Origin of the sequence: Flavobacterium sp. (assembly GCF_043722275.1) — a bacterium.
Classification (GTDB): domain Bacteria; phylum Bacteroidota; class Bacteroidia; order Flavobacteriales; family Flavobacteriaceae; genus Flavobacterium.
Genome location: NZ_JAYSPC010000194.1, coordinates 46,988 through 67,742 on the forward strand (window position 1 = coordinate 46,988; position 20,755 = coordinate 67,742).

Sequence of the window (20,755 nt, forward strand, 5' to 3'; positions counted from 1 at the left end):
TAAAAGCTACAAATAAAAATTTGAAGGCATAACTTTTTTTCAAAAAGCTAATTTGTGAAAGATTATGATATAACTTCATAAAAAAATAACAATCTTATAGATTAAAAATAGCAGATTTGGGCGAATTGCTAAAAACAAAGTTAGCTTTAAAAGTCAATTAAAATAATAAATTGAACTATTTGATAAAATATTTTGAAAATTAAATTTGAAAAAGTTTACAAACCCTTATTTTTGCGCTATGGGAAGAAAAAATACAGACAAAGTTGTCTTTCATCAAATTCAGGTTCTGGATGCCGGAGCAAAAGGAGTATCAGTAGCAAAAGCTCCTGACGGAAAAGTAATCTTTATCCCGAACGTGGTTCCGGGTGATGTAGTTGACGTACAAACTTTCAAGAAAAGAAAGGCCTATTATGAAGGTAAAGCCGTAAAATTTCACGAATTATCAGAACATCGCATTGAACCTGTTTGCGATCATTTTGGAGTTTGCGGAGGTTGTAAATGGCAAAATATGAAATACAGCCAACAACTGTATTACAAACAAAACGAAGTAAAAAATCATTTACAGCGCATTGGGAAAGTAGAACTTCCTGAATTCGAAACTATTTTGGGTTCAGAAAAACAGTTTTTCTACAGAAATAAAATGGAATTTTCGTTTTCTAACAGCCGTTGGTTAACCGAAAAAGAAATTGAAAGCACAGAAGATTTAGGAAACAGAAATGCATTAGGATTTCATATCCCTAAAATGTGGGATAAAATTCTTGACATTCAAAAATGTTACTTGCAGGAAGATCCATCAAACGCGATCAGAAACGAAATTAGAGATTTTGCTAACGAACATAATTTAGCATTCTTTAATCCAAGAGAGCAATCCGGATTATTGAGAACTTTTATGATTCGTACCGCTTCGACAGGAGAAATCATGGTTTTGATTCAGTTTTATGAAAATGACAAAAAAAATCGCGAATTACTTTTAGATCATCTTTACAAGAAATTCCCGCAAATTACTTCATTACAATATGTCGTAAATTCAAAACAAAACGATACAATTTACGATCAAAATATCAAACTATATAAAGGTAGAGATTATATCCTGGAAGAAATGGAAGGTTTAAAATTTAGCATCAACGCTAAATCTTTTTACCAGACAAACTCTGACCAAGCATATGAATTATACAAAATAACACGTGATTTCGCAGGACTTTCAGGCGATGAAACCGTTTATGATTTATATACAGGAACAGGAACTATTGCGCAATTTGTCTCTAAAAAAGCAAAAAAAGTAATTGGTGTAGAAAGTGTTCCTGAAGCTATTATCGATGCTAAAGCAAATGCAGAACGCAATAATATAACTAATTGTGAGTTTTTTGTAGGTGACATGAAAGTCGTATTCAACGAAAGTTTCATTGCACAACACGGTAAACCGGATGTTATTATTACAGATCCGCCAAGAGACGGAATGCATAAGGATGTTATTGATCAAATCTTGAAAATTGCTCCTAAAAAAGTAGTTTATGTAAGTTGTAATTCAGCAACACAAGCACGTGATTTAGCTTTAATGGACGAAAAATATAAAGTAACCCGCGTTAGGCCGGTTGATATGTTTCCGCAAACACATCATGTCGAAAATGTTGTACTTTTAGAACTTCGCTAACAAAATATAAATGAAAAAAATAATCGCTCTTTTATTAGTTTTTACTTTTGGATTATCCAGCTGTGAAAAAGATGATATTTGTGATGCAAATACACCCACTACTCCCAGATTAGTGATTTCGTTTTTTGATATTACTGCGCCAACAACGCCTAAAAATGTAACAAATCTAAAAGTAATTGGCGAAGGACAAACAGAAGGAATTATTTTTAATAAAACCGGAACTGAAATCACTAAATATCAAACCAGCGCAAATACCATTTCTATCCCGTTAAAAACAGATGATAATTCAACTACTTATACTTTTATTCTGGATTCCGGAAATGCCAATCCTGCTGCTATAAATACAGATGTGATAAAATTTAATTATACTCATAATAATGTATATGTATCAAGAGCTTGTGGTTTTAAAACCCTTTTCACATTAAATCCATCTGAGCTTGAACCATTATCAACCCCATTTGAGCAAACAGATCCAGGTAATGATGGACTATGGATGCAAAGAGTTATTGTACTACAATCTAACGTTGAATCTGAAAATGAAACACATATTAAAGTATTATTTTAGTTTTTGCTTATTGTTTTCAATGTTTTTAGGCCACGCCCAGGAAACGTCAACTAAAACAGTAACAAAAGAAGCTGGTAAAGAAAAACCAAAAACCGAAACTGCAAAACCTGCAATTCAGGAAACAAAAAAAGACAGCATCAAAACAGATCGCTATGGTCTTCGTGTAGGAGTTGATTTGTATAAGTTAACACGAGGTTTTTATGATAAAGATTATAAAGGAATTGAAGTTGTAAGTGATTTTCGTTTAACGAAAAAATACTATCTGGCAGCTGAACTTGGTTTTGAAGATAAAACCACAGATGATGACAGATTAAACTCAACAGCAACAGGAACCTATGTAAAAGGAGGATTTGACTACAATACCTACGAAAACTGGCTTGACATGGAAAACCTTATTACAATAGGTTTACGTGGTGGTTTTAGTACATTTAGCCAGCAATTGAACAGTTATAAAATTTATAATGCAAACCCATATTGGGGAGAACAGCCCGCAATTGCATCCGGTCAAAAATACAATGGCCTTACTGCAGGATGGATTGAAGTTGCAATGGGTTTAAAGGCTAAAGTTTTTAATAATGTGTTTGTGGGATTTGGTGTTCAGTTAAAACTTTTAGTAGCCAATTCAAAACCATCGGGATTTGATAATCTATACATTCCAGGGTTTAACAAAACCTATGACGGAAGTTTTGGAGTTGGTTTCAACTATACCGTTTCTTATTTTATTCCGCTTTACAAGAAAAAAATCATTATTCCTGAAATTATAAAGGAAAAGCCTAAAAAGTAATCTTTACTGAAATGAAAAAAATACTCATTCTTTTTATCTTTAGTCAGATCGCTTTTGCGCAAAAAACAATTGTAAAAACTTATTTACATTTCACAGGAAAAATAGACAAATATCCTATAGAAATGACCGTTGAATTTATTCAGGGAAAAGATTCTGTTTCAGGAAGCTATTACTATGTAAAAAATGGCAAAGACATGTCTATTTTTACTGAAGGTATTTTGAAAAATGAGGAAATAAAGTTAACAGAAACTACTTATACTCCAACCAAAAACGGAAACATTCATAAAATAACAGGTTCGTTTACTTTACAATTTAGTAATGAAAAAGAATTAACCGGTATTTGGCAAAACGAAAAAAAAGACAAGCAATTTAATGTATCACTAACCTGTATTGAAAACTTGTCTTTATTTAATCCGAAAAATTTCAGTTATAAATTAAATCAGTACAAAGGCAAAGCCGAAAATATGAATGGCGAATTAGCCGACAATTATCTGATTAGCAAACTGGATATTTACAATTCGAAAAAAGAAAAAGTTCAAACACTTTCCGGTTTCGATAAAGTGATTAACGAAAAAGATGGAGAAGTTCAACTGGAAGACATTAATTTTGACGGATTATTAGATGTGAAAATTCCAATTTACTTTCCTGACAGAATAAAATATGATGGCAGTTTTCTTTATTTTGTTTATGACAATACGAAGAAGCAGTTTATTAGAAATACAAAACTGGAGGAACTGGAATATTTATTCCTTGATCAAAAAAACAAAGAGTTTGTAAAGTATAAAGCTGACGGACGAGGAAACGAATCTGATTACCATTACAAATGGTCCAACAATAATTTTTATCTGATAAGAAAAACCGAAAGTTTTGAAGACAGCGATAAAACAACTTACACTGAATATCAAATTAAAAACAATAAATCAGTTAAAATTAAAGAGTACCAAAAATAAAAAAGCCATGAGTTGAAATAATCAGTTCATGGCTTTTAAGTTATATTCTAATTCTAAGACAACTGAAATTCTATAGCTGCATTTGAATGAATTAAGGCAGTATCAAAAACAGGAACCGAAAGATCCTCAGGTTTTATAACTAAAGGAATTTCGGTACAACCTAAAATAATTCCCTCTGCGCCTTCTTTTATTAATTGATTTGCAATTGCCAGATAACGTTTTTTCGTTTCATCGGTTACAAGTCCTTTTCCAAGTTCCTCAAAAATTGTAGTATGAATGAAATCTTTATCTTCTTCACTTGTTGGGATAATAGCTTCGATTCCTTTTGAGATAAGTTTGTCTTTAAAAAAGTCCAGTTCCATTGTAAACTTCGTTCCCAGCAAACCAACTTTTTTTAAACCTTTTTTCTCGATTTCAATTGCCGTTGCAGTTGCAATATGAATAATTGGTAAATCAATTGCCGTTTCAAGTCGGTCAGCAATAAAATGCATTGTATTTGCACACAAAACAATTGCTTCTGCTCCACCTTGTTTTAAAAACTGGCAACCTTTTAAAAGCATTTCAAAAGTCGAATCCCAATCGTTATTTTCGTTATTTCTTTTTATATCGGCATAATTAAAAGAGTAAATCAAACATTCTGAAAAGTTAAGACCGCCCAGTTTTTCATTTATTCCCTGATTAATAAGTTTGTAATAATCACCGGTCGAAACCCAGCTAATTCCGCCTATAAGTCCAATTATTTTCATAAATAACTTTTTTTTTTAGATACTCCTTAATTATTTTTTAACGCCAAGAACACAATCCCGATAGCTATCGGGATTCCCAAAGTTTACTGTAAATATTTTTTCACGCAGATTTAAAAGATTTAAGCAAATGTACGCAGATGATTATCCAAATTTTAATCTGCTAAAATCTGCAGAATCTGCGTGAAATAAAAATCTTTATAATCCCTTAATCTGTGGCTAATTAAAATTATCCTATTTCTCTAATTCCTTTTATAAAAATCCATTTCATGAAAAGCTTTTCACCATCTTTAGTTTTTACCGCCTGAAATTTAGGCGAAATCAAAGTAGCAATAATAAACGCCGTCATAGGAATCCAAAGTCCCGTTAATCCCGTGTACATCGCAACTAAATATCTTCCCGCAATAAATAAAATTGCAAAACATCCTAATTGATATAAAAAACCTCTTAATTGTAATTTTGACATTTCTTTAGAGTTGCTAAGGTTCTGAGTATCTAAGTTGCTAAGTCTTAATCTTAACACTTTATTACCTAACCTTATATTATTATTATTATTATTATTATTATTATAGAATGACGCAAAGTTAAAAAACTTAGCAACTCAGCATCTTAGTAACTTAGAACCTTATTCAGAGACCTGAAATTTCGTTCTCTTGCTTCCTTCGTACATTTCATATTTAACCAAACGAGCTTCAAGACTTGCGTTAAACAGTTTGATTTTACGTGAAGGTTTTAATCCCACAAACTTCAATGCTTCAAGATTTGCTGTAATAAACCAGGCATTTGTTCCCGGATAACTTTTCTTTAAAGTATCACCAATATTTTTGTAGAATTCTTCCATATGAATATCCAGACGCTCATCATAAGGCGGATTAAAAACCATATGCAATTTTCCTTCAACATCTTTTTCAGTATCAAAAAAGTTCTCTTCCTGAATCGTGATATAATCTTCTAAATTCGCATTTTTGATATTATCTTTGGCTTTGTTTACAGCACTTGGGGCTTTATCAAAACCTTTTATTGTATAATGAAATTCCTTAGTTTTTTTCATTAAACTGTTTACAATTTCCTCAAACAAATCATTATCCCAGTCTTTCCATTTTTCAAAGGCAAACTCTTTACGGTTAATATTCGCCGGAATATTACAGGCAATCATCGCTGCTTCGGCAAGGAAAGTCCCTGAACCGCACATTGGATCAAGAAAATGACTTTGTCCTTCCCAACCTGATAATAATAAAATTCCTGCGGCCAACACCTCGTTGATTGGCGCAATATTAGTTGCCGTTCTATAACCACGCTGATGCAATGAATTTCCGGAAGTATCTAACGCAACCGAAACCTGATCTTTGTCAATATGTATATTAATTCTTAAATCAGGAAAAGCTTTATCAATACTTGGGCGTTGTCCCGTTCTTTCTCTAAACTGATCCACAATCGCATCTTTACATTTTTGAGAAACAAACTCAGAGTGATTAAAATAAGTCGAATGCACGGTTGCATCAATCACAAAAGTCTGGTTTGCATTTAATAATTTTGACCAGTTTACACCAGATATACCTTTATATAATGCCTGCTCATTATTAGCTCTAAATGAGTAAATAGGTTTTAAAACCTTAAGTGCAGTTCGCAACGATAAATTAGCTTTATACATAAAACCCTTATCGCCTTTAAAGCTCACCATTCTCACTCCTTTTTCGACATCCTGAGCACCAAGATCACGCAATTCCTTCTCTAATATTTCTTCAAAACCAAAAAAACATTTGGCAATCATTCTAAAATTTTCTTCCATCTTTATTTTTGTATTAAAAAAAACTCCAATCACAACACACCAAAAATGATTCTTTAGTATCGTAGCGAAATAGTTATTTTTCGGCAAAAATACACTAAATTTGCGGTACTTTGAATTAATTGAAATAGAATAAATGTCTGAAGCACCAAACTCATCAACACCAAATCAGGACCGTAATACCGAAAATTGGTTTACATCGTGGTTTGACACTCCATATTATCACATACTTTATAAAGACCGAAATTATCGCGAAGCGCAGATTTTTATGGATAATCTTACGCATTATCTCAACCTGCCCGAAAAAGCAAAAGTTCTTGATTTAGCATGCGGAAAAGGACGCCATTCTATTTATTTAAATCAATTAGGATTCAATGTTTTAGGCGCTGATTTATCTGAAAACAGCATTGCCGAAGCCAGCAAAAACAGCAACGAAACCCTGCAATTTAAAGTGCATGATATGCGTGAACCTTTTGAAGAAAAGTTCGATGCCATTTTTAATTTATTTACAAGTTTTGGATATTTTGAAAACGAAGAAGACAATCTGACAACGCTAAAAGCCATCAAAGAAAGTTTATCTGAATATGGTTTTGCCGTAATAGACTTTATGAACGTCGCAAATGTTATCGAAACCTTAGTTCCTGAGGAAGTAAAAACCGTTGATAATATCGATTTTAAAATCAAAAGATACCTTCAGGACGGACATATTTTTAAAGAAATTGACTTTGAAGATCAGGGACGCCAATATCATTTTACCGAAAAAGTAAAAGCTTTAACCCTAAAAGATTTTGAAGATTTAATGGCCGAAGCCGGAATTTTTCTGTTGGATATTTTTGGAGATTATAAACTTAAAAAGTTTCATAAAACCGAAAGCGAACGATTAATCATGATTTTTAAATAACTGGTTAATTGTTAATTGTTTAACCGTTTAATCGATTAAACAAATCAACAATTAAACAATAAACCGATTAAACAAAAAGATGAATTATCTATTACCCTTATTTTCTGTACTTTTAGGATATATAGTGGCTTTGTTTCTAAAACCACAAAACAAAACCAATCTAAAATTATTGCTTGCTTTTAGCGGTTCATTTTTATTATCGTTAACCGTAATGCATTTATTGCCGGAAGTTTACGAAACCCACAATCATAATATTGGCGTTTTTATAATGGTCGGGATTTTGTTTCAGATCGTGCTTGAATTTTTCTCAAAAGGAGCTGAACACGGTCATGTTCACGGACATGCGCAAATGAGTCAGATTCCGTGGTTACTGTTTATCAGTTTGTGTATTCACGCATTTTTAGAAGGTTTTCCGGTAAGTCATCATCATGATTTAGCCCTTGGTATAGCTATTCATCACTTGCCAATTGCCGTAATTTTGACCACCTTTTTCATCAATGCAAACCTCAATAAAAAAGCCATTTTTGCCTTCATGCTTACTTTTGCAATCATGACGCCGCTTGGTACAATTGCATCAGAATTCCTGCCTGTTTTAAACGACTATTATACTGAAATAACTGCAATCGTAATTGGTATTTTATTCCACATTTCATCAACCATTATTTTTGAAAGCAGCGAAGGACACAAATTCAATATCGCCAAAGTTTCAATGATCGTATTAGGAATTTTATTGGCATTCTTTATATAAAAACCATTTAGATTTCCTAACAGGTTTCCAAAACCTGTTAGGAATTAACTTTTATCATCTTCAAACTATACCTAACAGGTTGAAAAAAAACTGTTAGGATACGAAATCCGACTAAAGATGTATTTTAGGAAAAGAAATATCTGGGCGTGACCATATTCACAAAAGGTGCTACTTAACAAACCGCTTATGTGCACCTTTCGCAAATCCGGTCGGGCTATCCGCACTACTTCGGTAGTTTACTCCTATCCCTCACGCACACAAAGAACTTTATAATTTTAAGTTGGATAATGACAACATTCATAATTCATAATTCATAATTCATAATTCATAATTCATAATTCATAATTTATAATTTATAATTATAATTAATTCCCCGTTCTCTTTTTTTCTTCCTGATTTCCAAAAGCGCGTTCCTTTACATTGATCTTTTTATTTCCGAAATTGTAAACCACAGATAAGCGCACAAACCTGTTACTCTCCGTTTGGCTATAAACTTGTTTTACACCATTTACAACAGAAGTAAAATCTTTTAGATAAGAAGTATTAAAAATATCATTTGCCAGAAGTGCAATCTGCATCGTTTTATTCATCAAATCCTGTTTAAAACCAATATCAAAACCAGACGTATATCCTACTTTATACAAACCACTTTCAAAAGGTGTACTATAAGCAAAATCGATTTGCAGTTTGGTTGTTTTTCCTAACGAAAAAGTATTGTTTGTAGAAAAATCGATTTGTAAACTATTTGATGGCGTCGCATTAATATCTTTTACAAACTTAGTTTTTGATCCTAAAAAATACAATGAATTTTCACTTTGCCACCAATCTGCAAAAGTTGCCGAATAGCTTTCTCCAACTCCATAATTCAAACCATTAAAATAATTCTCACGTGATACAATTTGCGTATTCGTTTCAGGATTAGAAGTAAATATGACACCGTAACCATTTGTAACAACATTCATGAAAACACTCGTTCTCAAGATTTCTTTATAAGAATGGGCGAATTCAAAATTATCGCTGAAAGAAGGTTTTAAAAACGGATTTCCTTCTGAATAACTATTGCTGCTAATATAAATTCTAAACGGATTCAATAAGTCAAAACGAGGTCTGTTGATTCTTTTTCCATAATTCAAACTAAAACTATTGTTCTCATTTTTCTTGTAAGAAGCGTAAACCGTTGGAAATAATTTCAAATAATTGTTTTCTGTTTCCTGATTCAACGTTTCCGAAAATCCATTCGTTTTGGTGTTTTCAAGTCGTAAACCCATTTGAAAATTCCATTTATCATTTATTTTTTTATCTCCATTAATATAAACTGCCTGATTATTTTCAGTGTATTTAAATCGGTTTGATTGTGCAGGATCTAATTCCGGAGTTCCGGTAATTGTATTGTAATACTGTACATCACTTTGGCTGTTTGTAAAACTCATTTTTGCACCATAAGATAAATTTAACGCTTGAAGCGGATGTTCCATATCTGCCTTAAAACTCAGGTTATTAATTCCCTGATTAGAAATATTTCTTCCCGACTGATTCACATCTACGAAAGACCCATCCGGCGAATAATTATTAGCGATAAAATTTCTGTCGAATTTCGAATCGTAATTAAAATAATCCACATCAAATGACAATTTTCGTTTTAAAGAATCTAGTTTGGTTATAAAGTGCGCATTATAAGTTTGATTATTTGATCCCTTGTCGGTAGAACTATTATTGAGTGTAAAATAATCTGGCTGATTTTGAGTATTATACTTATCAATCCTGATATCCGATTTAAAATCCGGATTATTTCTATCCTTTAAAAACTGAAAACCAACCGTTGTTCGTTCAGAAATATCATAATCTAAAGCCAATTTCCCCGAAAGGTTTTCCTCTTTTACCCTTGTTGTACTTTTCATGTTTGAAAGTCCGTCAGGAAAATACATGTCTAAATTGTCAGTAGCATTTTTATAACCTGTTTTTCCGTTAACGCTTGCAGAAAATCTAACTTTCTTTTTATTGTAAAAGAAATTATCTCTTAAAGTATAAATTCCGTATTTATTCTGATCATAAGAAGCAGTCGTTGTATTTTTCCAGGAATCCCGGGTTCCTTTTTTCATAATAAGATTGATTAATCCTCCAGTTCCTTCAGCCTCATATTTCGCCGGCGGATTACTGATAATTTCGATATTTTTAATATCACTAGCCGATATTGATTTTAAGAAATTATTTAGTTCCTCGCCCGTTAATTCAATCATTCTTCCGTCAATCATCACACGAGATACGCCTTTTCCTAATATATTGATAACATTATTCTGCACCACAACTCCCGGTGCAGTATTAATCGCACTCAAAGCATCGCCTCCAACATTTGTAATATTATTTTCAAGATTATAAACTAAACGATCTGTTTTTTGTTCAATGATAGGTTTTTTGGTTTTAATGACAACTTCTCCCAAATTGGTTGCATTTTCTTTTAAAATAATTGTACCTAAATCAGTATCTTTTTCAATCGTTGTTTCTTTTTCATAATCTGTAAATCCTAAAAGACTAATTCCCATTTTATAAGAACCTTTTTTAATATTAATTTCAAAAGTACCGTCTTGCTTACTTGTTGTTCCGTCTATAATTTTTCCTTCTAAATTGAATATCGAAACATCGGCCCATTCTAAAGCAATTGTTTCATTTGATATTTTTCCTTTTAATTTGAATGTTGTTTGTGCTAAACAAAATAAAGGCAATAGTAAAAAGATAAGGAGGTTTGTTTTTTTCATGATTTCTAATTTTAAACTTGTTTCGATTAATTTGAAGCAAAGTTGCCTTAGAAATTTTCAGAATTCGACCGACAAAAAAAAGTCGAACCAATTTCTACTCAGGAAATTGGTTCGACTTTTTTTGCTATGAAGTATGACTTTTTACAAATCGCTCATTATGAAGCGTTTCGATAAGCGGTAGGTGTTTGATTAGTGTATTTTTTAAAAGAAGTATTAAACGAAGATTTTGAATTAAAGCCAACTTCGTATAAAATTTCCAAAACTGTAAGCTGACTTTTGGACTGATCTTTTAAAATATTCATGGCTTTTTGAATGCGATATTCATTTACAAAGTCAAAAAAATGCTGATCCATATGATGATTAATCAAAACTGATAAATCACGAACCGGAACATCAATTTGATTTGCGAGTTCCTGAATCGTAAGCGATGGATCGAGATAAGGTTCTTTCTGAGACATATATTGTTTTAATGTCGAAATTTGACTGGAAATCAATTCATTCTGAACATTAGTTTCTTGCGATTTTTCTTCAACTTCCGGCAAAATATCTTTTGTCAGTTTCAATTTAGAATTTACTCCCCTAAAAAGTTCGGGATGATTAAGCGCTTTCATTATAAACCAGCACGTTATAAACAAAGCGATGCTTCCTACAAGTACATTTGTCCAAAGAAATATCTCTCTAAAACCACTATAACGCAATATATTTTTTAATGCCACAATAAAATGTGCGATAAGAAAAACGCATGTTATCTGAAAAAGCCATTTATAAGTCGCAGTACTCGAATTAGTATAATTTTCTAAATAGATTTCTCTATACTTTTTCAAAATCAAAAATACGCTGACAATGTAAAATATATATTGAAATTCAATTAAAATCTGAATCAGGTATATCTCCGGCATATGATTGAGCGTTGCAGCAAAACTAACTTATCTATGTTTGTACTAAGATAAATTCTTGGAATAAAAACCAAATTGACTAATATAAAAGGGAGCAAATGCACTAAATGCTTCCACTTTAATCTAAAATCAGAATAACAGACTGCCAGTACAAAAAGATAAAACAAAGGCATTCCCAACAAACAGGCAGTAGATCTAAAAATCTCTAAATTCAACTCGAAACGAGTGCTCGCGTCAATAAAAAATCCGCTAAGATCGATAGCAGAGAAAATAAAAAACCAGGCAAATAAACGATTTGCTAATTTATTTTCGGTTTTAACCGTTAATAAAAAAAACGCAATCAATAAAGAAACAAAAACTGAGATGCGGCCAATCCCTTTCAATAAATCTAATCTATCCATTTATCTTTTAATATTTTAACAAATATAATATTTTAGTTCACGTGACAAGAACTCCAAAAGCTTTTACGTATGAAACGTGAAACTAAAAAAACGTGAAACCTGAAACCTTCTTAAACTCAAAACTTAAAATAGAAAATTTCGAGATTGCAATAAAAAAGATTAATTTTGGGCAAGACCAATTATACGAAAAATGACGTTTACAAAAACCACAGAACAAGCATCAAAATACGAACATTTAGAAAAAATGTCGGTTCATGAATTGCTTATCAATATCAATAACGAAGACAAAACCGTTCCGGACGCAGTCGAAAAAGCGATACCACAAATTGAGGCTTTAGTCGCTCAGGTTGTCGCTAAATTAAAACTTGGCGGAAGAATATTCTATATAGGAGCCGGAACATCTGGTCGTTTGGGCGTTGTTGATGCATCAGAATGTCCGCCAACTTTTGGAGTACCTTTTGATTTAGTAAACGGAATTATTGCCGGTGGTGATACTGCCATTCGTCGCGCTGTAGAAAATGCCGAAGACAATGCAACTCAAGCCTGGATTGATTTACAAAATCATAATATTGGCAAAAATGATGTAGTTATAGGTATTGCCGCTTCGGGAACTACTCCTTATGTTATTGGTGGTCTGGAAACTTGCAATCAAAATAATATTCTAACGGGCTGTATTACCAACAATGCAGGAAGTCCATTGGCATTAACGGCTCAATATGCTGTTGAAATTGTTGTAGGACCAGAATTTATCACCGGAAGTTCGAGAATGAAAGCAGGAACGGCTCAAAAATTAGCTCTTAATATGATTTCGACTGCGGCTATGATTCAGCTTGGGAAAGTAAAAGGTAATAAAATGGTTGATATGCAGTTGAGTAATGTCAAACTGGTTGATCGCGGTGTAAAAATGATTATGGGAGAAATTCCTGTTTCATATGAAGAAGCTTCTGAATTATTGAAAAAATATGGCAGCGTGAGAAATGCTGTTGATAATTATAATAAGTAAAAAGGTTTTCTGTGAAATGTACTTAAATATTCAACCGCGAAGAGCGCTAAGATTTTTCGCAGAGTTCGCAAAGTTTAAACAAAAAAGAAGGCAGAGTTCGCAAAGTTTGAAACCTGAAACTTGAAACTAAAAAAACTTGAAACTTGAAACTTTTCAAATCCTGAAACAAAAATACAAATGGCAACAAATAAAGAATTATTAGGAAAAGGAATTAAATATTTAACGGGTTCGTTGCCTTTGTTATTTATTGGGCCTTCGTTGATTTATAACGCTTTTATGAATCAGCATACAAACTGGCATTATCTGGTTTTAGGAATTGGGATTGTGGCTTGTTTGAGTTCGATGTTTTTAATTTTTTACGGATTGAAAACTATTATGAAAGGTTTGTTTAATGACTAAATAGTCTCTTAAGCAAACCCGACAGGTTTTAAAAACCTGTCCGGTTTAATCCAATATTTAAATTAAAAAATCTTCTTTATATCCAATACAAAAATGGAAAGTCTAATTCACATTCAAAAAACCTTTGAGAAAGTCAACTATATCGACAAAAAAATAAACAATCGGGAGTTTGAAGATTGTGTTTTTAAAAACTGTGATTTCTCTAATAGTAATTTCGCTTACAATACTTTTTTAGATTGCGAGTTTATCGACTGCAATTTGTCAATGACCAGTTTATTTGGTACGAATTTAAAAAACGTGACTTTTAAAAACTGCAAGCTTTTGGGAATTGCTTTTAACGAATGTGATGATTTTTTATTCCAGGTTTATTTTGAAGAAAGCGTTTTAGATTATGCTGTTTTTTCGAATAAAAAAATGCCTAAAACCAAGTTCATCAACTGTTCAGTAAGAGAAGTTACTTTTATAGGAACTAACCTGACGAGTTCAGTTTTTGATAATTGTAATCTGGAAGGTGCAATTTTTAATGACACACAATTGGCTTCTGTTAATTTTAAAACGGCATACAATTACAAAATTGATCCGGAATTTAATCCTATGAGAAAAGCACAATTTTCAAATGACGGAATTGTGGGGCTTTTGGACAAATACGATATTAAAATTGTTTAATTCTATGTCGCCTCTATGAGGCTAAAACGACTAGGAATAATTTCTATAAATATTTTTCTATAAATATGGCACTCCTAAAGGAGTTTATTTGATGATTTTATTTAATATTAAATCTCAAATAACAGATAATACAATCCCTGGCAGGGCGATATATTTATAGAAAATAAAAGAATTCGATTGTAAAAAAGCTCCATCGGAGCGACATACTAACAACCACAACTGTTTAATTATGAAAGCTGATGAATCTTATTTAGAAAGTGTTAAAAAGCAATTTCTATATTATAAAATGTTAGGCGAAAAATCTATTGAGCAATTAGAACCTAATCAACTTTTTGTATCTGTAAACGAAGACACGAATAGCATTGCAACGATTATCAAACATATTTCGGGTAATATGTTGTCACGCTGGACGGATTTTTTAACAACTGATGGTGAAAAAGAATGGCGCAATCGCGATGCCGAATTTGAGAATGATTTGCAATCGAAAGAGGAAGTTTTACAAGTTTGGAATAAAGGTTGGGATTGTTTTCTTGATGCGTTAAATAATCTAAAACCGGAACAACTTTCGGACATTATTTATATTCGTAATGAAGGTCATACGGTTATTGAAGCTATTAATCGTCAATTGGCACATTATCCATATCATATTGGACAGATTGTTTTTTATGCCAAACAATTAAAAAACAGTGACTGGAATAGTTTATCGATTCCAAGGAATAAATCCGGAAATTATAATGCTGAAAAGTTTGCCAGGGAAAAAGAAATCAAGAACTTTACGGATGATGAAATAGAAAGATTGAAATAATAATCTTGTCAGACTGAGCGAAGTCGAAGTTTATCTCTAGCCCTGATTGTAATGGAAATCCTTTTTATTTTTTTCTTTAAAAAATAAAAAGATTGAAATGGAAAGCAGGAAATAGCTCCTAAATAATAACTTAAATTTAAAAATGAAAAAAATAGTATTCTTACTTCCGTTACTTACTTTGTTATCCTGTTATGATGCGGAACATAATTGTAAAGATTTTAAAACTGGAAAATTCAAATTTGAGTTTAAAGTAAACGGGGTAAAAAAAACAACGCTTTTTGAGCGTAAAGATGGTATCGAAATCGAAACTTTTGATGGTAAAACCGACACTTCGACAGTTCGTTGGGTAAGTGATTGCGAATATATCTTACAAAAGAAACATCCAAAAAATATGGCTGAGGAAAAAGCAATCAGCATGAAGATTTTAACGACTTCAAAAGATTCTTATACGTTTGAGTTTGGAATGGTTGGTTCTGATCAAAAACAACGCGGAAAGGTTTATAAAATCGAGTAAATACACTATTAATTCTGCCACAAAGGCACAAAACACAAATTTTATATCTTAGTGTTTTTGTGCCTTTGTGGAAAAACCTAAATCTTTCGCATGAAAAATACAATTTCGCATAGAGTTGCTGACTTTTTAAAGGGCTTTCCTCCTTTTAGCTTTTTGCACCAAAATGATCTTGAAAAATTATCTGAACAAATTTCGATAGTTTATAAAGATAAAGATGCTGTAATTTTTGCTGAAAATGATAAAACGCATGACTCTTTTTATGTGGTTCATAAAGGGGCTATTGCGCTTAAAAAAGGTCAGAAAAACACGGTTTTAGATATGTGTGATGAAGGTGATATTTTTGGATTGCGTCCGCTTTTAGCGCAGGAAAATTATATTATGGAGGCCGTAGCATATGAAGAAACGATTTTATATGCGATTCCTATCGCAGTTTTTAAACCTTATGCTCTTGAGAATAGAAATGTTGGTAATTTTTTGATCGAAAGTTACGCTTCAAATACCAGAAATCCGTATTCTGACATTCATAAAGATAAATTATATGGTGATGATTTATTGCATGAAAATCATCATTCTGCAAAGGATTCTTTTGACTTACAACCCATAAAATATTCTAAGAAAATTGTCACTTGTGAACCTTCTACAACGGCCCGGGATATTGCCAAAATAATGACTAAACAAAAAGTTGGTGCTATATTAATTGTAGATGAAATGCTGCCAATAGGAATTATTACGGATAAAGATTTACGGAACAAGATTGTTACCGGAGATTATTCAATTCTTACAACTGCCGAAACGATCATGACCAAACCTGTTATTACGTATCCGAAAAAAATGACGGTTACGGAGGCGCAAATGGCAATGATGAAAAGCAATATTAGTTATTTATGCCTGACAAAAGATGGTACAACGAATACAAAAGCAGTTGGAATTTTATCAAAGCATGATGTAATGGTGGCTTTGGGGAATAATCCGGCTGTATTGATAAAAGCTTTGAAAAGGGCTAAAAAAACGAAGGAAATAAAACCTATCCGCGCCAGAATTATGCAATTGCTTCAGGGTTATTTAGACCAGAATATTCCAATGACGTTGATTTCTAAAATCATAACGGAGTTGAACGAAGCTTGTACCACCAGAGTTATTGAAATTTCACTGGATAAAATGAGTAGTCCGCCACCAGTAAAATTTGCGTGGCTTGCACTTGGAAGTCAGGGACGAAGCGAACAAATGCTGCATACGGATCAGGATAATGCGATTGTTTATGAAAATGTTTCTGATGTATTTAGAGATGAAACCAGCGTTTATTTCTTGAAATTTGCAACTCTGGTTAATAAAGGTCTTTTTGAAATTGGTTATGATTATTGTCCTGCCGAAATGATGGCCTCAAATCCAAAATGGTGCATGAGTCTTGACGACTGGAAAAAACAGGTGCACCACTGGATTACAAACCCGGGGAAAAATGAGGTATTGCTTTCTTTTATATTTTTTGATTATAACCTGACTTATGGCGCTGCTGCAATTGTTGACGAGCTTTCGGAATCTATTTTTGAAAATGTAAAAGCAAATCCTGTTTTTTATGTTCATTTGGTTAGCGGTGCTTTACAAAGTCCCTCACCAACAGGTTTTTTTAGACAGTTTTTAGTGGAACAAGACGGAGCAAACAAAGATAATTTTGATATTAAAAGAAGGGCTTTAATGCCATTAACTGATGCTGCAAGAGTTTTGATTTTGTCACATTCGGTTAAATCGATAAGCAATACTGCGGAACGCTTTGAAAAATTAGCCGAATTAGAACCTACTAACAGGGAGTTGTATTTATCGTGTTCGTATTCCTTCAAAGCTTTATTGAAATTTAGAACTAAACAAGGACTTTTGCACAATGATTCAGGTCAGTTTATTGCATTGGAATCTTTATCGAAGATGGAAAAAATCAAACTCAAAAGAACTTTTAAAACCATTAAGGAATTGCAGGAATTAATTTCGGTACGTTTTAATATTTCAAATTTAGTGTAACTATGAGTTTATTTAATTTTTGGAAAAAGAAAAAAAATCTCTTTGATGAAAATCTTACTATTGAAGAAACTCGTTTTGTAGTTTTAGATACTGAAACTACAGGCTTTGATTATGACAATGATCGTATTTTATGTATTGGTGCGCTAGTTTTACAAAATGGTGTTATATCGATTCAGGATAGTTTTGAAGTTTATCTTGAACAAGAGCATTATGATAAGGCAACGGCTCAAATTCACGGCATCTTAAAAGCTTTTGTAATCCAGCGTCCAACAGAATTAGAAGCTTTACAACAGTTTTTAGCTTTTTTAGGTGATTCGGTTATTATTGCACATCATACTATTTTTGATGTTACTATGATCAATAAAGCTTTAGAACGAAATGGTTTACCTGAATTAACTAATAAACATTTAGATACTGCTATTTTATATAAAAGAACTTTAATCAAATCGCATTTATTTGAACGAAAAGACCATTATACTTTAGATGATCTTGCTGATAAATTTGATATTTCTAAAAAAGACCGACATACTGCTTTAGGAGATGCTTATATTACTGCGATCGCATTTTTGAAAATTGTAAAAAAGCTCAAAGAAAAGAAACACATTAATTTGAATTCATTGTTTTAATATAGTTTCACTTCAAAATATAATAAGTCGAGTTTTTAAGTAGACAATTATTTTTTAAAAAAAAGTCTGAGTTTCAAATCAGACTTTTTTGGGTTATGTATTATTAATAAAAAAATTGTGTGGTTTCTATGAAAGGAGAGCCATCTATAGCAGATTTTCCAATATTTAATGTAGGATAACCATTTGTATTATACTCATACTTATAAGTCCATGAAGCTGTTGATAATCCTGAAACATCATTTTTATTGACTGGATTATTAATTGACTGTTCGTATGCAACATCCAACAACAAATTAAATCCCACTACATTATATTTAGGATTTTTTTCAGAATCGTATTCAAAAGTTGTTACACTTTGAGAGCTGCCTAAATATTTCTCACTTTTAATTAAATTACCATCTAATATGGTATAAGTTCCTGTTCGTCCTGTTGCTTCCAATTCAATACCTTCACTATTGCTATTACTTTCTGCAAACCATATTGTATTATTAGAATTATATTTATAATTTACTTTAAAGTAACTTCCAAATTCTTGACGCAAAATATCTTTTAATCTGCCATCTTCATAAATATACTGTTTAGATATATAAACCTCACCATTTGCATAAAGCTTTTCAACTTTAGTAATTAGATCCCCTGTATAAGTGTAATTAATTTTAAAACCATCCTGATCCGTTTCGCTTACAATTTTATTTCCGTCATAAACAAAATCAATTGTTGTAGTAAAACCATTTTTATAGGTATGAACTATTTTTTTTAGTAAATTTGATTCGACAACAACTGTAGAATCCGTAACAACTGGAACATCAGGAACTAGCGGAGTTTCCGGAACTACTATAACGCCTTTTTGGTTTATAACAGCATAATCATCTGTACAAGAAGTAAGTACTAATAAGATAGCACTAAGCAAATAAATTAATTTTTTCATGAGTTTATTTTTTAATTAAAGCTCAAAAGTAAATTACTTCCAAAGTCATAACTTCCTGTAAAAGTTTTTATTATATCAGAATAAGATTATATTTGTATCCATAATTAATAAGTGTATTGTTTGAATTTTAAAATTTAAAACTGCTCTGAATGAGAGACATATATTGATTCATTTTATAAGGAGGAAGAATAATCAAAACTATAAGAGGTTTACTTTAACGACTTCTAGCTTTCTATAAACAATCGATACGGAAATACATTTGAAGATCTGTTTTTTAAATTTTTCATAAAACTTTCACATAAATAGTCCCATTCAGTAACTGATAAATAATCTTTTTCAACTGTGTTTACCTTTAAGTGAATATCAACTGTTCTACTAAACCCTGCTTTTACTGAGATTTCTTTTCTGGTACCTTTTTCAATTTTGACATCGGTAATACAATTTCTAAAATGATGAAAACTAAATGCTTTTATATCAGCAAAAGTTACAATTCGCCCACGTGTTAACAAAGCATTTCGATAAGCCAAAATTCGGTCTTTGTTATTTTGCTTGTTTAATCCTCCAACAGTATTTGTAACTAATACAGTTTCACTGCTTACAAAAGACATATCATCTTTAGATTTTAAAACTGTACCGGCTTTAATATCATTTCCCTCTTCTGCACAGGTTGACCAAAAGTTTATTGCAAATGATTTTCCTGTAGATTCATCAATTCGGGGTTTTATCATTAAGTAAGGTGCATTATTTTTAGAAAAACTACTTTCTTTTGCCTGTTGCTCAACTGAGGCTAGTAATTGATTGATTTCAACTAAAGAACTGTTCATAAAATCTTTACCTAAACCCGCAAATGATGAACTTTCATCTTTTAATAAATCTAATACGTTTTGAAGTAATTCTGAAGCAGTTCTGGAATCAAATCTTGAAACTCCACCTGTTCTTAAAACCGCATTTCCTTCTTCTAAAACTCCATCTTTAAACTCCTTTATTTCGTAACGGTTATTAAATCCGTCAGTAACACTCTCTACATCTAAATAAGTGTTGTTATCTGTTTCAAGTGCTACATATGACAAAAAAGTGCCTATAGTTTTATTGATAATATGTTTCTTTTTATTAACAACCGGAAAACAATTTGTTGTAAAAGATACATTATCAATTATTTGGGGAATTAGGGATTCAGGAAAAATCATTTTTATCCAAATAATTTTATTGCCATTATTATTGGTTACATCCTCAAAATATTTATATTCAGGACCATATTCTTTAATGGATTTATATTTTAATTCACCTTTTAAAGTGTAGAAATTATCAAAATAAAACTCATTCACCTCTTGCATTACTTCGCTTAGATGTGTATAATTTCGATTGATTATACTTTCAATATCCAGATGATTTACTGGTACATTATACCCTTCTACTGCCTGAATCTGAATATCATCCTGAAAACATTTCATTTGCTTTAAATAGTAATGAAACATTTCTTTTTGGTGGGTATTTTTAATATCAATGTAAAGCATTAAATCTTCTAATTGCAATACATTAGCATTTTTTAGTTCAATACCTAAAAATACTTCCCCGGAAGGTAATGAATGTTTATAATCCCGAACTGCATCTTTATAAAAAAGATTA

General features: G+C 31.7%; 21 protein-coding genes. 13 read left to right on the forward strand and 8 right to left on the reverse strand.

Annotation, left to right across the window (positions count from 1 at the left end; all coding sequences use genetic code 11):
* The first annotated feature begins 238 nt into the window (after positions 1-238).
* The 4 genes from rlmD to ACHZDT_RS23175 are packed head-to-tail and all read left to right on the forward strand — an operon-like array spanning position 239 to position 3,950.
* A complete protein-coding gene (gene rlmD / locus ACHZDT_RS23160; protein WP_394777063.1) occupies positions 239-1,651 on the forward strand; it encodes a 23S rRNA (uracil(1939)-C(5))-methyltransferase RlmD in 1,413 nt (470 codons plus the stop codon).
* Between the two features lie 10 nt (positions 1,652-1,661).
* Positions 1,662-2,216, forward strand: a complete 555-nt coding sequence (locus ACHZDT_RS23165) for a DUF6452 family protein (RefSeq protein WP_394777064.1) — start codon at positions 1,662-1,664, stop codon at positions 2,214-2,216.
* On the forward strand, positions 2,188-3,000 hold the full coding sequence (locus ACHZDT_RS23170) for a DUF6048 family protein (protein ID WP_394777065.1): 813 nt from the start codon (positions 2,188-2,190) through the stop codon (positions 2,998-3,000). Before ACHZDT_RS23165 ends, ACHZDT_RS23170 begins: the two co-directional genes overlap by 29 nt.
* An 11-nt stretch (positions 3,001-3,011) precedes the next feature.
* The gene (locus tag ACHZDT_RS23175; protein WP_394777066.1) at positions 3,012-3,950 is read left to right on the forward strand and encodes an XAC2610-related protein; all 939 of its coding nucleotides are present in this window, start codon (positions 3,012-3,014) and stop codon (positions 3,948-3,950) included.
* Positions 3,951-4,003: 53 nt separating this feature from the next.
* Here ACHZDT_RS23175 and ACHZDT_RS23180 read toward each other — a convergent pair whose 3' ends face one another.
* The 3 genes from ACHZDT_RS23180 to ACHZDT_RS23190 all read right to left on the reverse strand — a co-directional run bounded on the left by ACHZDT_RS23180 (position 4,004) and on the right by ACHZDT_RS23190 (position 6,482).
* A complete protein-coding gene (locus ACHZDT_RS23180) occupies positions 4,004-4,696 on the reverse strand; it encodes an aspartate/glutamate racemase family protein (RefSeq protein WP_394777067.1) in 693 nt (230 codons plus the stop codon).
* A gap of 226 nt (positions 4,697-4,922) precedes the next feature.
* On the reverse strand, positions 4,923-5,159 hold the full coding sequence (locus ACHZDT_RS23185) for a hypothetical protein (RefSeq protein WP_394777068.1): 237 nt from the start codon (positions 5,157-5,159) through the stop codon (positions 4,923-4,925).
* A 159-nt stretch (positions 5,160-5,318) separates the two neighbouring features.
* A complete protein-coding gene (locus tag ACHZDT_RS23190) occupies positions 5,319-6,482 on the reverse strand; it encodes a class I SAM-dependent RNA methyltransferase (protein ID WP_213304196.1) in 1,164 nt (387 codons plus the stop codon).
* Positions 6,483-6,615: 133 nt separating this feature from the next.
* Here ACHZDT_RS23190 and ACHZDT_RS23195 point away from each other — a divergent pair, with 133 nt between their 5' ends.
* Both ACHZDT_RS23195 and ACHZDT_RS23200 read left to right on the forward strand, forming a co-directional pair.
* Entirely contained in the window at positions 6,616-7,380 is a 765-nt protein-coding gene (locus ACHZDT_RS23195) for a class I SAM-dependent methyltransferase (RefSeq protein ID WP_394777069.1), read from the forward strand.
* 79 nt (positions 7,381-7,459) lie between these two features.
* On the forward strand, positions 7,460-8,128 hold the full coding sequence (locus ACHZDT_RS23200; protein ID WP_394777070.1) for a ZIP family metal transporter: 669 nt from the start codon (positions 7,460-7,462) through the stop codon (positions 8,126-8,128).
* Between the two features lie 365 nt (positions 8,129-8,493).
* Here ACHZDT_RS23200 and ACHZDT_RS23205 read toward each other — a convergent pair whose 3' ends face one another.
* The 3 genes from ACHZDT_RS23205 to ACHZDT_RS23215 form a co-directional block, all read right to left on the reverse strand.
* Positions 8,494-10,881, reverse strand: a complete 2,388-nt coding sequence (locus tag ACHZDT_RS23205) for a TonB-dependent receptor domain-containing protein (protein ID WP_394777071.1) — start codon at positions 10,879-10,881, stop codon at positions 8,494-8,496.
* 155 nt (positions 10,882-11,036) lie between these two features.
* Complete coding sequence (locus tag ACHZDT_RS23210; RefSeq protein ID WP_394777072.1) at positions 11,037-11,705, reverse strand: helix-turn-helix domain-containing protein; 669 nt, start codon at positions 11,703-11,705, stop codon at positions 11,037-11,039.
* Between the two features lie 56 nt (positions 11,706-11,761).
* Positions 11,762-12,178 (reverse strand): hypothetical protein, encoded by a 417-nt coding sequence (locus ACHZDT_RS23215; protein WP_394777073.1) that lies wholly within the window; start codon positions 12,176-12,178, stop codon positions 11,762-11,764.
* Between the two features lie 190 nt (positions 12,179-12,368).
* Here ACHZDT_RS23215 and murQ point away from each other — a divergent pair, with 190 nt between their 5' ends.
* The 7 genes from murQ to ACHZDT_RS23250 all read left to right on the forward strand — a co-directional run bounded on the left by murQ (position 12,369) and on the right by ACHZDT_RS23250 (position 18,201).
* Positions 12,369-13,181 carry an N-acetylmuramic acid 6-phosphate etherase gene (murQ, locus tag ACHZDT_RS23220; RefSeq protein WP_394777074.1) on the forward strand — a complete coding sequence of 271 codons (813 nt, stop codon included), beginning with the start codon at positions 12,369-12,371 and terminating at the stop codon, positions 13,179-13,181.
* 177 nt (positions 13,182-13,358) lie between these two features.
* Positions 13,359-13,580 (forward strand): DUF6095 family protein, encoded by a 222-nt coding sequence (locus tag ACHZDT_RS23225; RefSeq protein WP_394777075.1) that lies wholly within the window; start codon positions 13,359-13,361, stop codon positions 13,578-13,580.
* A gap of 93 nt (positions 13,581-13,673) precedes the next feature.
* Complete coding sequence (locus tag ACHZDT_RS23230; protein ID WP_394777076.1) at positions 13,674-14,246, forward strand: pentapeptide repeat-containing protein; 573 nt, start codon at positions 13,674-13,676, stop codon at positions 14,244-14,246.
* 229 nt (positions 14,247-14,475) lie between these two features.
* On the forward strand, positions 14,476-15,051 hold the full coding sequence (locus ACHZDT_RS23235; protein ID WP_394777077.1) for a DUF1572 family protein: 576 nt from the start codon (positions 14,476-14,478) through the stop codon (positions 15,049-15,051).
* A 142-nt stretch (positions 15,052-15,193) separates the two neighbouring features.
* Positions 15,194-15,565, forward strand: a complete 372-nt coding sequence (locus tag ACHZDT_RS23240) for a DNA topoisomerase IV (RefSeq protein ID WP_394777078.1) — start codon at positions 15,194-15,196, stop codon at positions 15,563-15,565.
* A gap of 90 nt (positions 15,566-15,655) precedes the next feature.
* A complete protein-coding gene (locus ACHZDT_RS23245; protein WP_394777079.1) occupies positions 15,656-17,575 on the forward strand; it encodes a DUF294 nucleotidyltransferase-like domain-containing protein in 1,920 nt (639 codons plus the stop codon).
* A gap of 2 nt (positions 17,576-17,577) precedes the next feature.
* Positions 17,578-18,201 carry a PolC-type DNA polymerase III gene (locus tag ACHZDT_RS23250; RefSeq protein WP_394777080.1) on the forward strand — a complete coding sequence of 208 codons (624 nt, stop codon included), beginning with the start codon at positions 17,578-17,580 and terminating at the stop codon, positions 18,199-18,201.
* A 103-nt stretch (positions 18,202-18,304) separates the two neighbouring features.
* Here ACHZDT_RS23250 and ACHZDT_RS23255 read toward each other — a convergent pair whose 3' ends face one another.
* Complete coding sequence (locus ACHZDT_RS23255) at positions 18,305-19,129, reverse strand: hypothetical protein (protein ID WP_394777081.1); 825 nt, start codon at positions 19,127-19,129, stop codon at positions 18,305-18,307.
* Positions 19,130-19,353: 224 nt separating this feature from the next.
* Positions 19,354-20,755 (reverse strand): hypothetical protein (locus tag ACHZDT_RS23260; protein ID WP_394777082.1); only part of this gene is annotated, 1,402 nt, incomplete at its 5' end.

What these genes read in the sequence shown, in the direction of transcription:
- ACHZDT_RS23225 (WP_394777075.1), top strand. Translation starts at nt 13,359, where the DNA reads ATGGCAACAAATAAAGAATTATTAGGAAAAGGAATTAAATATTTAACG.
- ACHZDT_RS23235 (WP_394777077.1), top strand. Translation starts at nt 14,476, where the DNA reads ATGAAAGCTGATGAATCTTATTTAGAAAGTGTTAAAAAGCAATTTCTA.
- ACHZDT_RS23180 (WP_394777067.1), bottom strand. Translation starts at nt 4,696, where the DNA reads ATGAAAATAATTGGACTTATAGGCGGAATTAGCTGGGTTTCGACCGGT.
- ACHZDT_RS23185 (WP_394777068.1), bottom strand. Translation starts at nt 5,159, where the DNA reads ATGTCAAAATTACAATTAAGAGGTTTTTTATATCAATTAGGATGTTTT.
- ACHZDT_RS23205 (WP_394777071.1), bottom strand. Translation starts at nt 10,881, where the DNA reads ATGAAAAAAACAAACCTCCTTATCTTTTTACTATTGCCTTTATTTTGT.
- ACHZDT_RS23230 (WP_394777076.1), top strand. Translation starts at nt 13,674, where the DNA reads ATGGAAAGTCTAATTCACATTCAAAAAACCTTTGAGAAAGTCAACTAT.
- ACHZDT_RS23195 (WP_394777069.1), top strand. Translation starts at nt 6,616, where the DNA reads ATGTCTGAAGCACCAAACTCATCAACACCAAATCAGGACCGTAATACC.
- ACHZDT_RS23245 (WP_394777079.1), top strand. Translation starts at nt 15,656, where the DNA reads ATGAAAAATACAATTTCGCATAGAGTTGCTGACTTTTTAAAGGGCTTT.
- ACHZDT_RS23190 (WP_213304196.1), bottom strand. Translation starts at nt 6,482, where the DNA reads ATGGAAGAAAATTTTAGAATGATTGCCAAATGTTTTTTTGGTTTTGAA.
- ACHZDT_RS23175 (WP_394777066.1), top strand. Translation starts at nt 3,012, where the DNA reads ATGAAAAAAATACTCATTCTTTTTATCTTTAGTCAGATCGCTTTTGCG.
- rlmD (WP_394777063.1), top strand. Translation starts at nt 239, where the DNA reads ATGGGAAGAAAAAATACAGACAAAGTTGTCTTTCATCAAATTCAGGTT.
- ACHZDT_RS23170 (WP_394777065.1), top strand. Translation starts at nt 2,188, where the DNA reads ATGAAACACATATTAAAGTATTATTTTAGTTTTTGCTTATTGTTTTCA.
- ACHZDT_RS23165 (WP_394777064.1), top strand. Translation starts at nt 1,662, where the DNA reads ATGAAAAAAATAATCGCTCTTTTATTAGTTTTTACTTTTGGATTATCC.
- ACHZDT_RS23200 (WP_394777070.1), top strand. Translation starts at nt 7,460, where the DNA reads ATGAATTATCTATTACCCTTATTTTCTGTACTTTTAGGATATATAGTG.
- ACHZDT_RS23240 (WP_394777078.1), top strand. Translation starts at nt 15,194, where the DNA reads ATGAAAAAAATAGTATTCTTACTTCCGTTACTTACTTTGTTATCCTGT.
- ACHZDT_RS23215 (WP_394777073.1), bottom strand. Translation starts at nt 12,178, where the DNA reads ATGGATAGATTAGATTTATTGAAAGGGATTGGCCGCATCTCAGTTTTT.
- ACHZDT_RS23250 (WP_394777080.1), top strand. Translation starts at nt 17,578, where the DNA reads ATGAGTTTATTTAATTTTTGGAAAAAGAAAAAAAATCTCTTTGATGAA.
- murQ (WP_394777074.1), top strand. Translation starts at nt 12,369, where the DNA reads ATGACGTTTACAAAAACCACAGAACAAGCATCAAAATACGAACATTTA.
- ACHZDT_RS23255 (WP_394777081.1), bottom strand. Translation starts at nt 19,129, where the DNA reads ATGAAAAAATTAATTTATTTGCTTAGTGCTATCTTATTAGTACTTACT.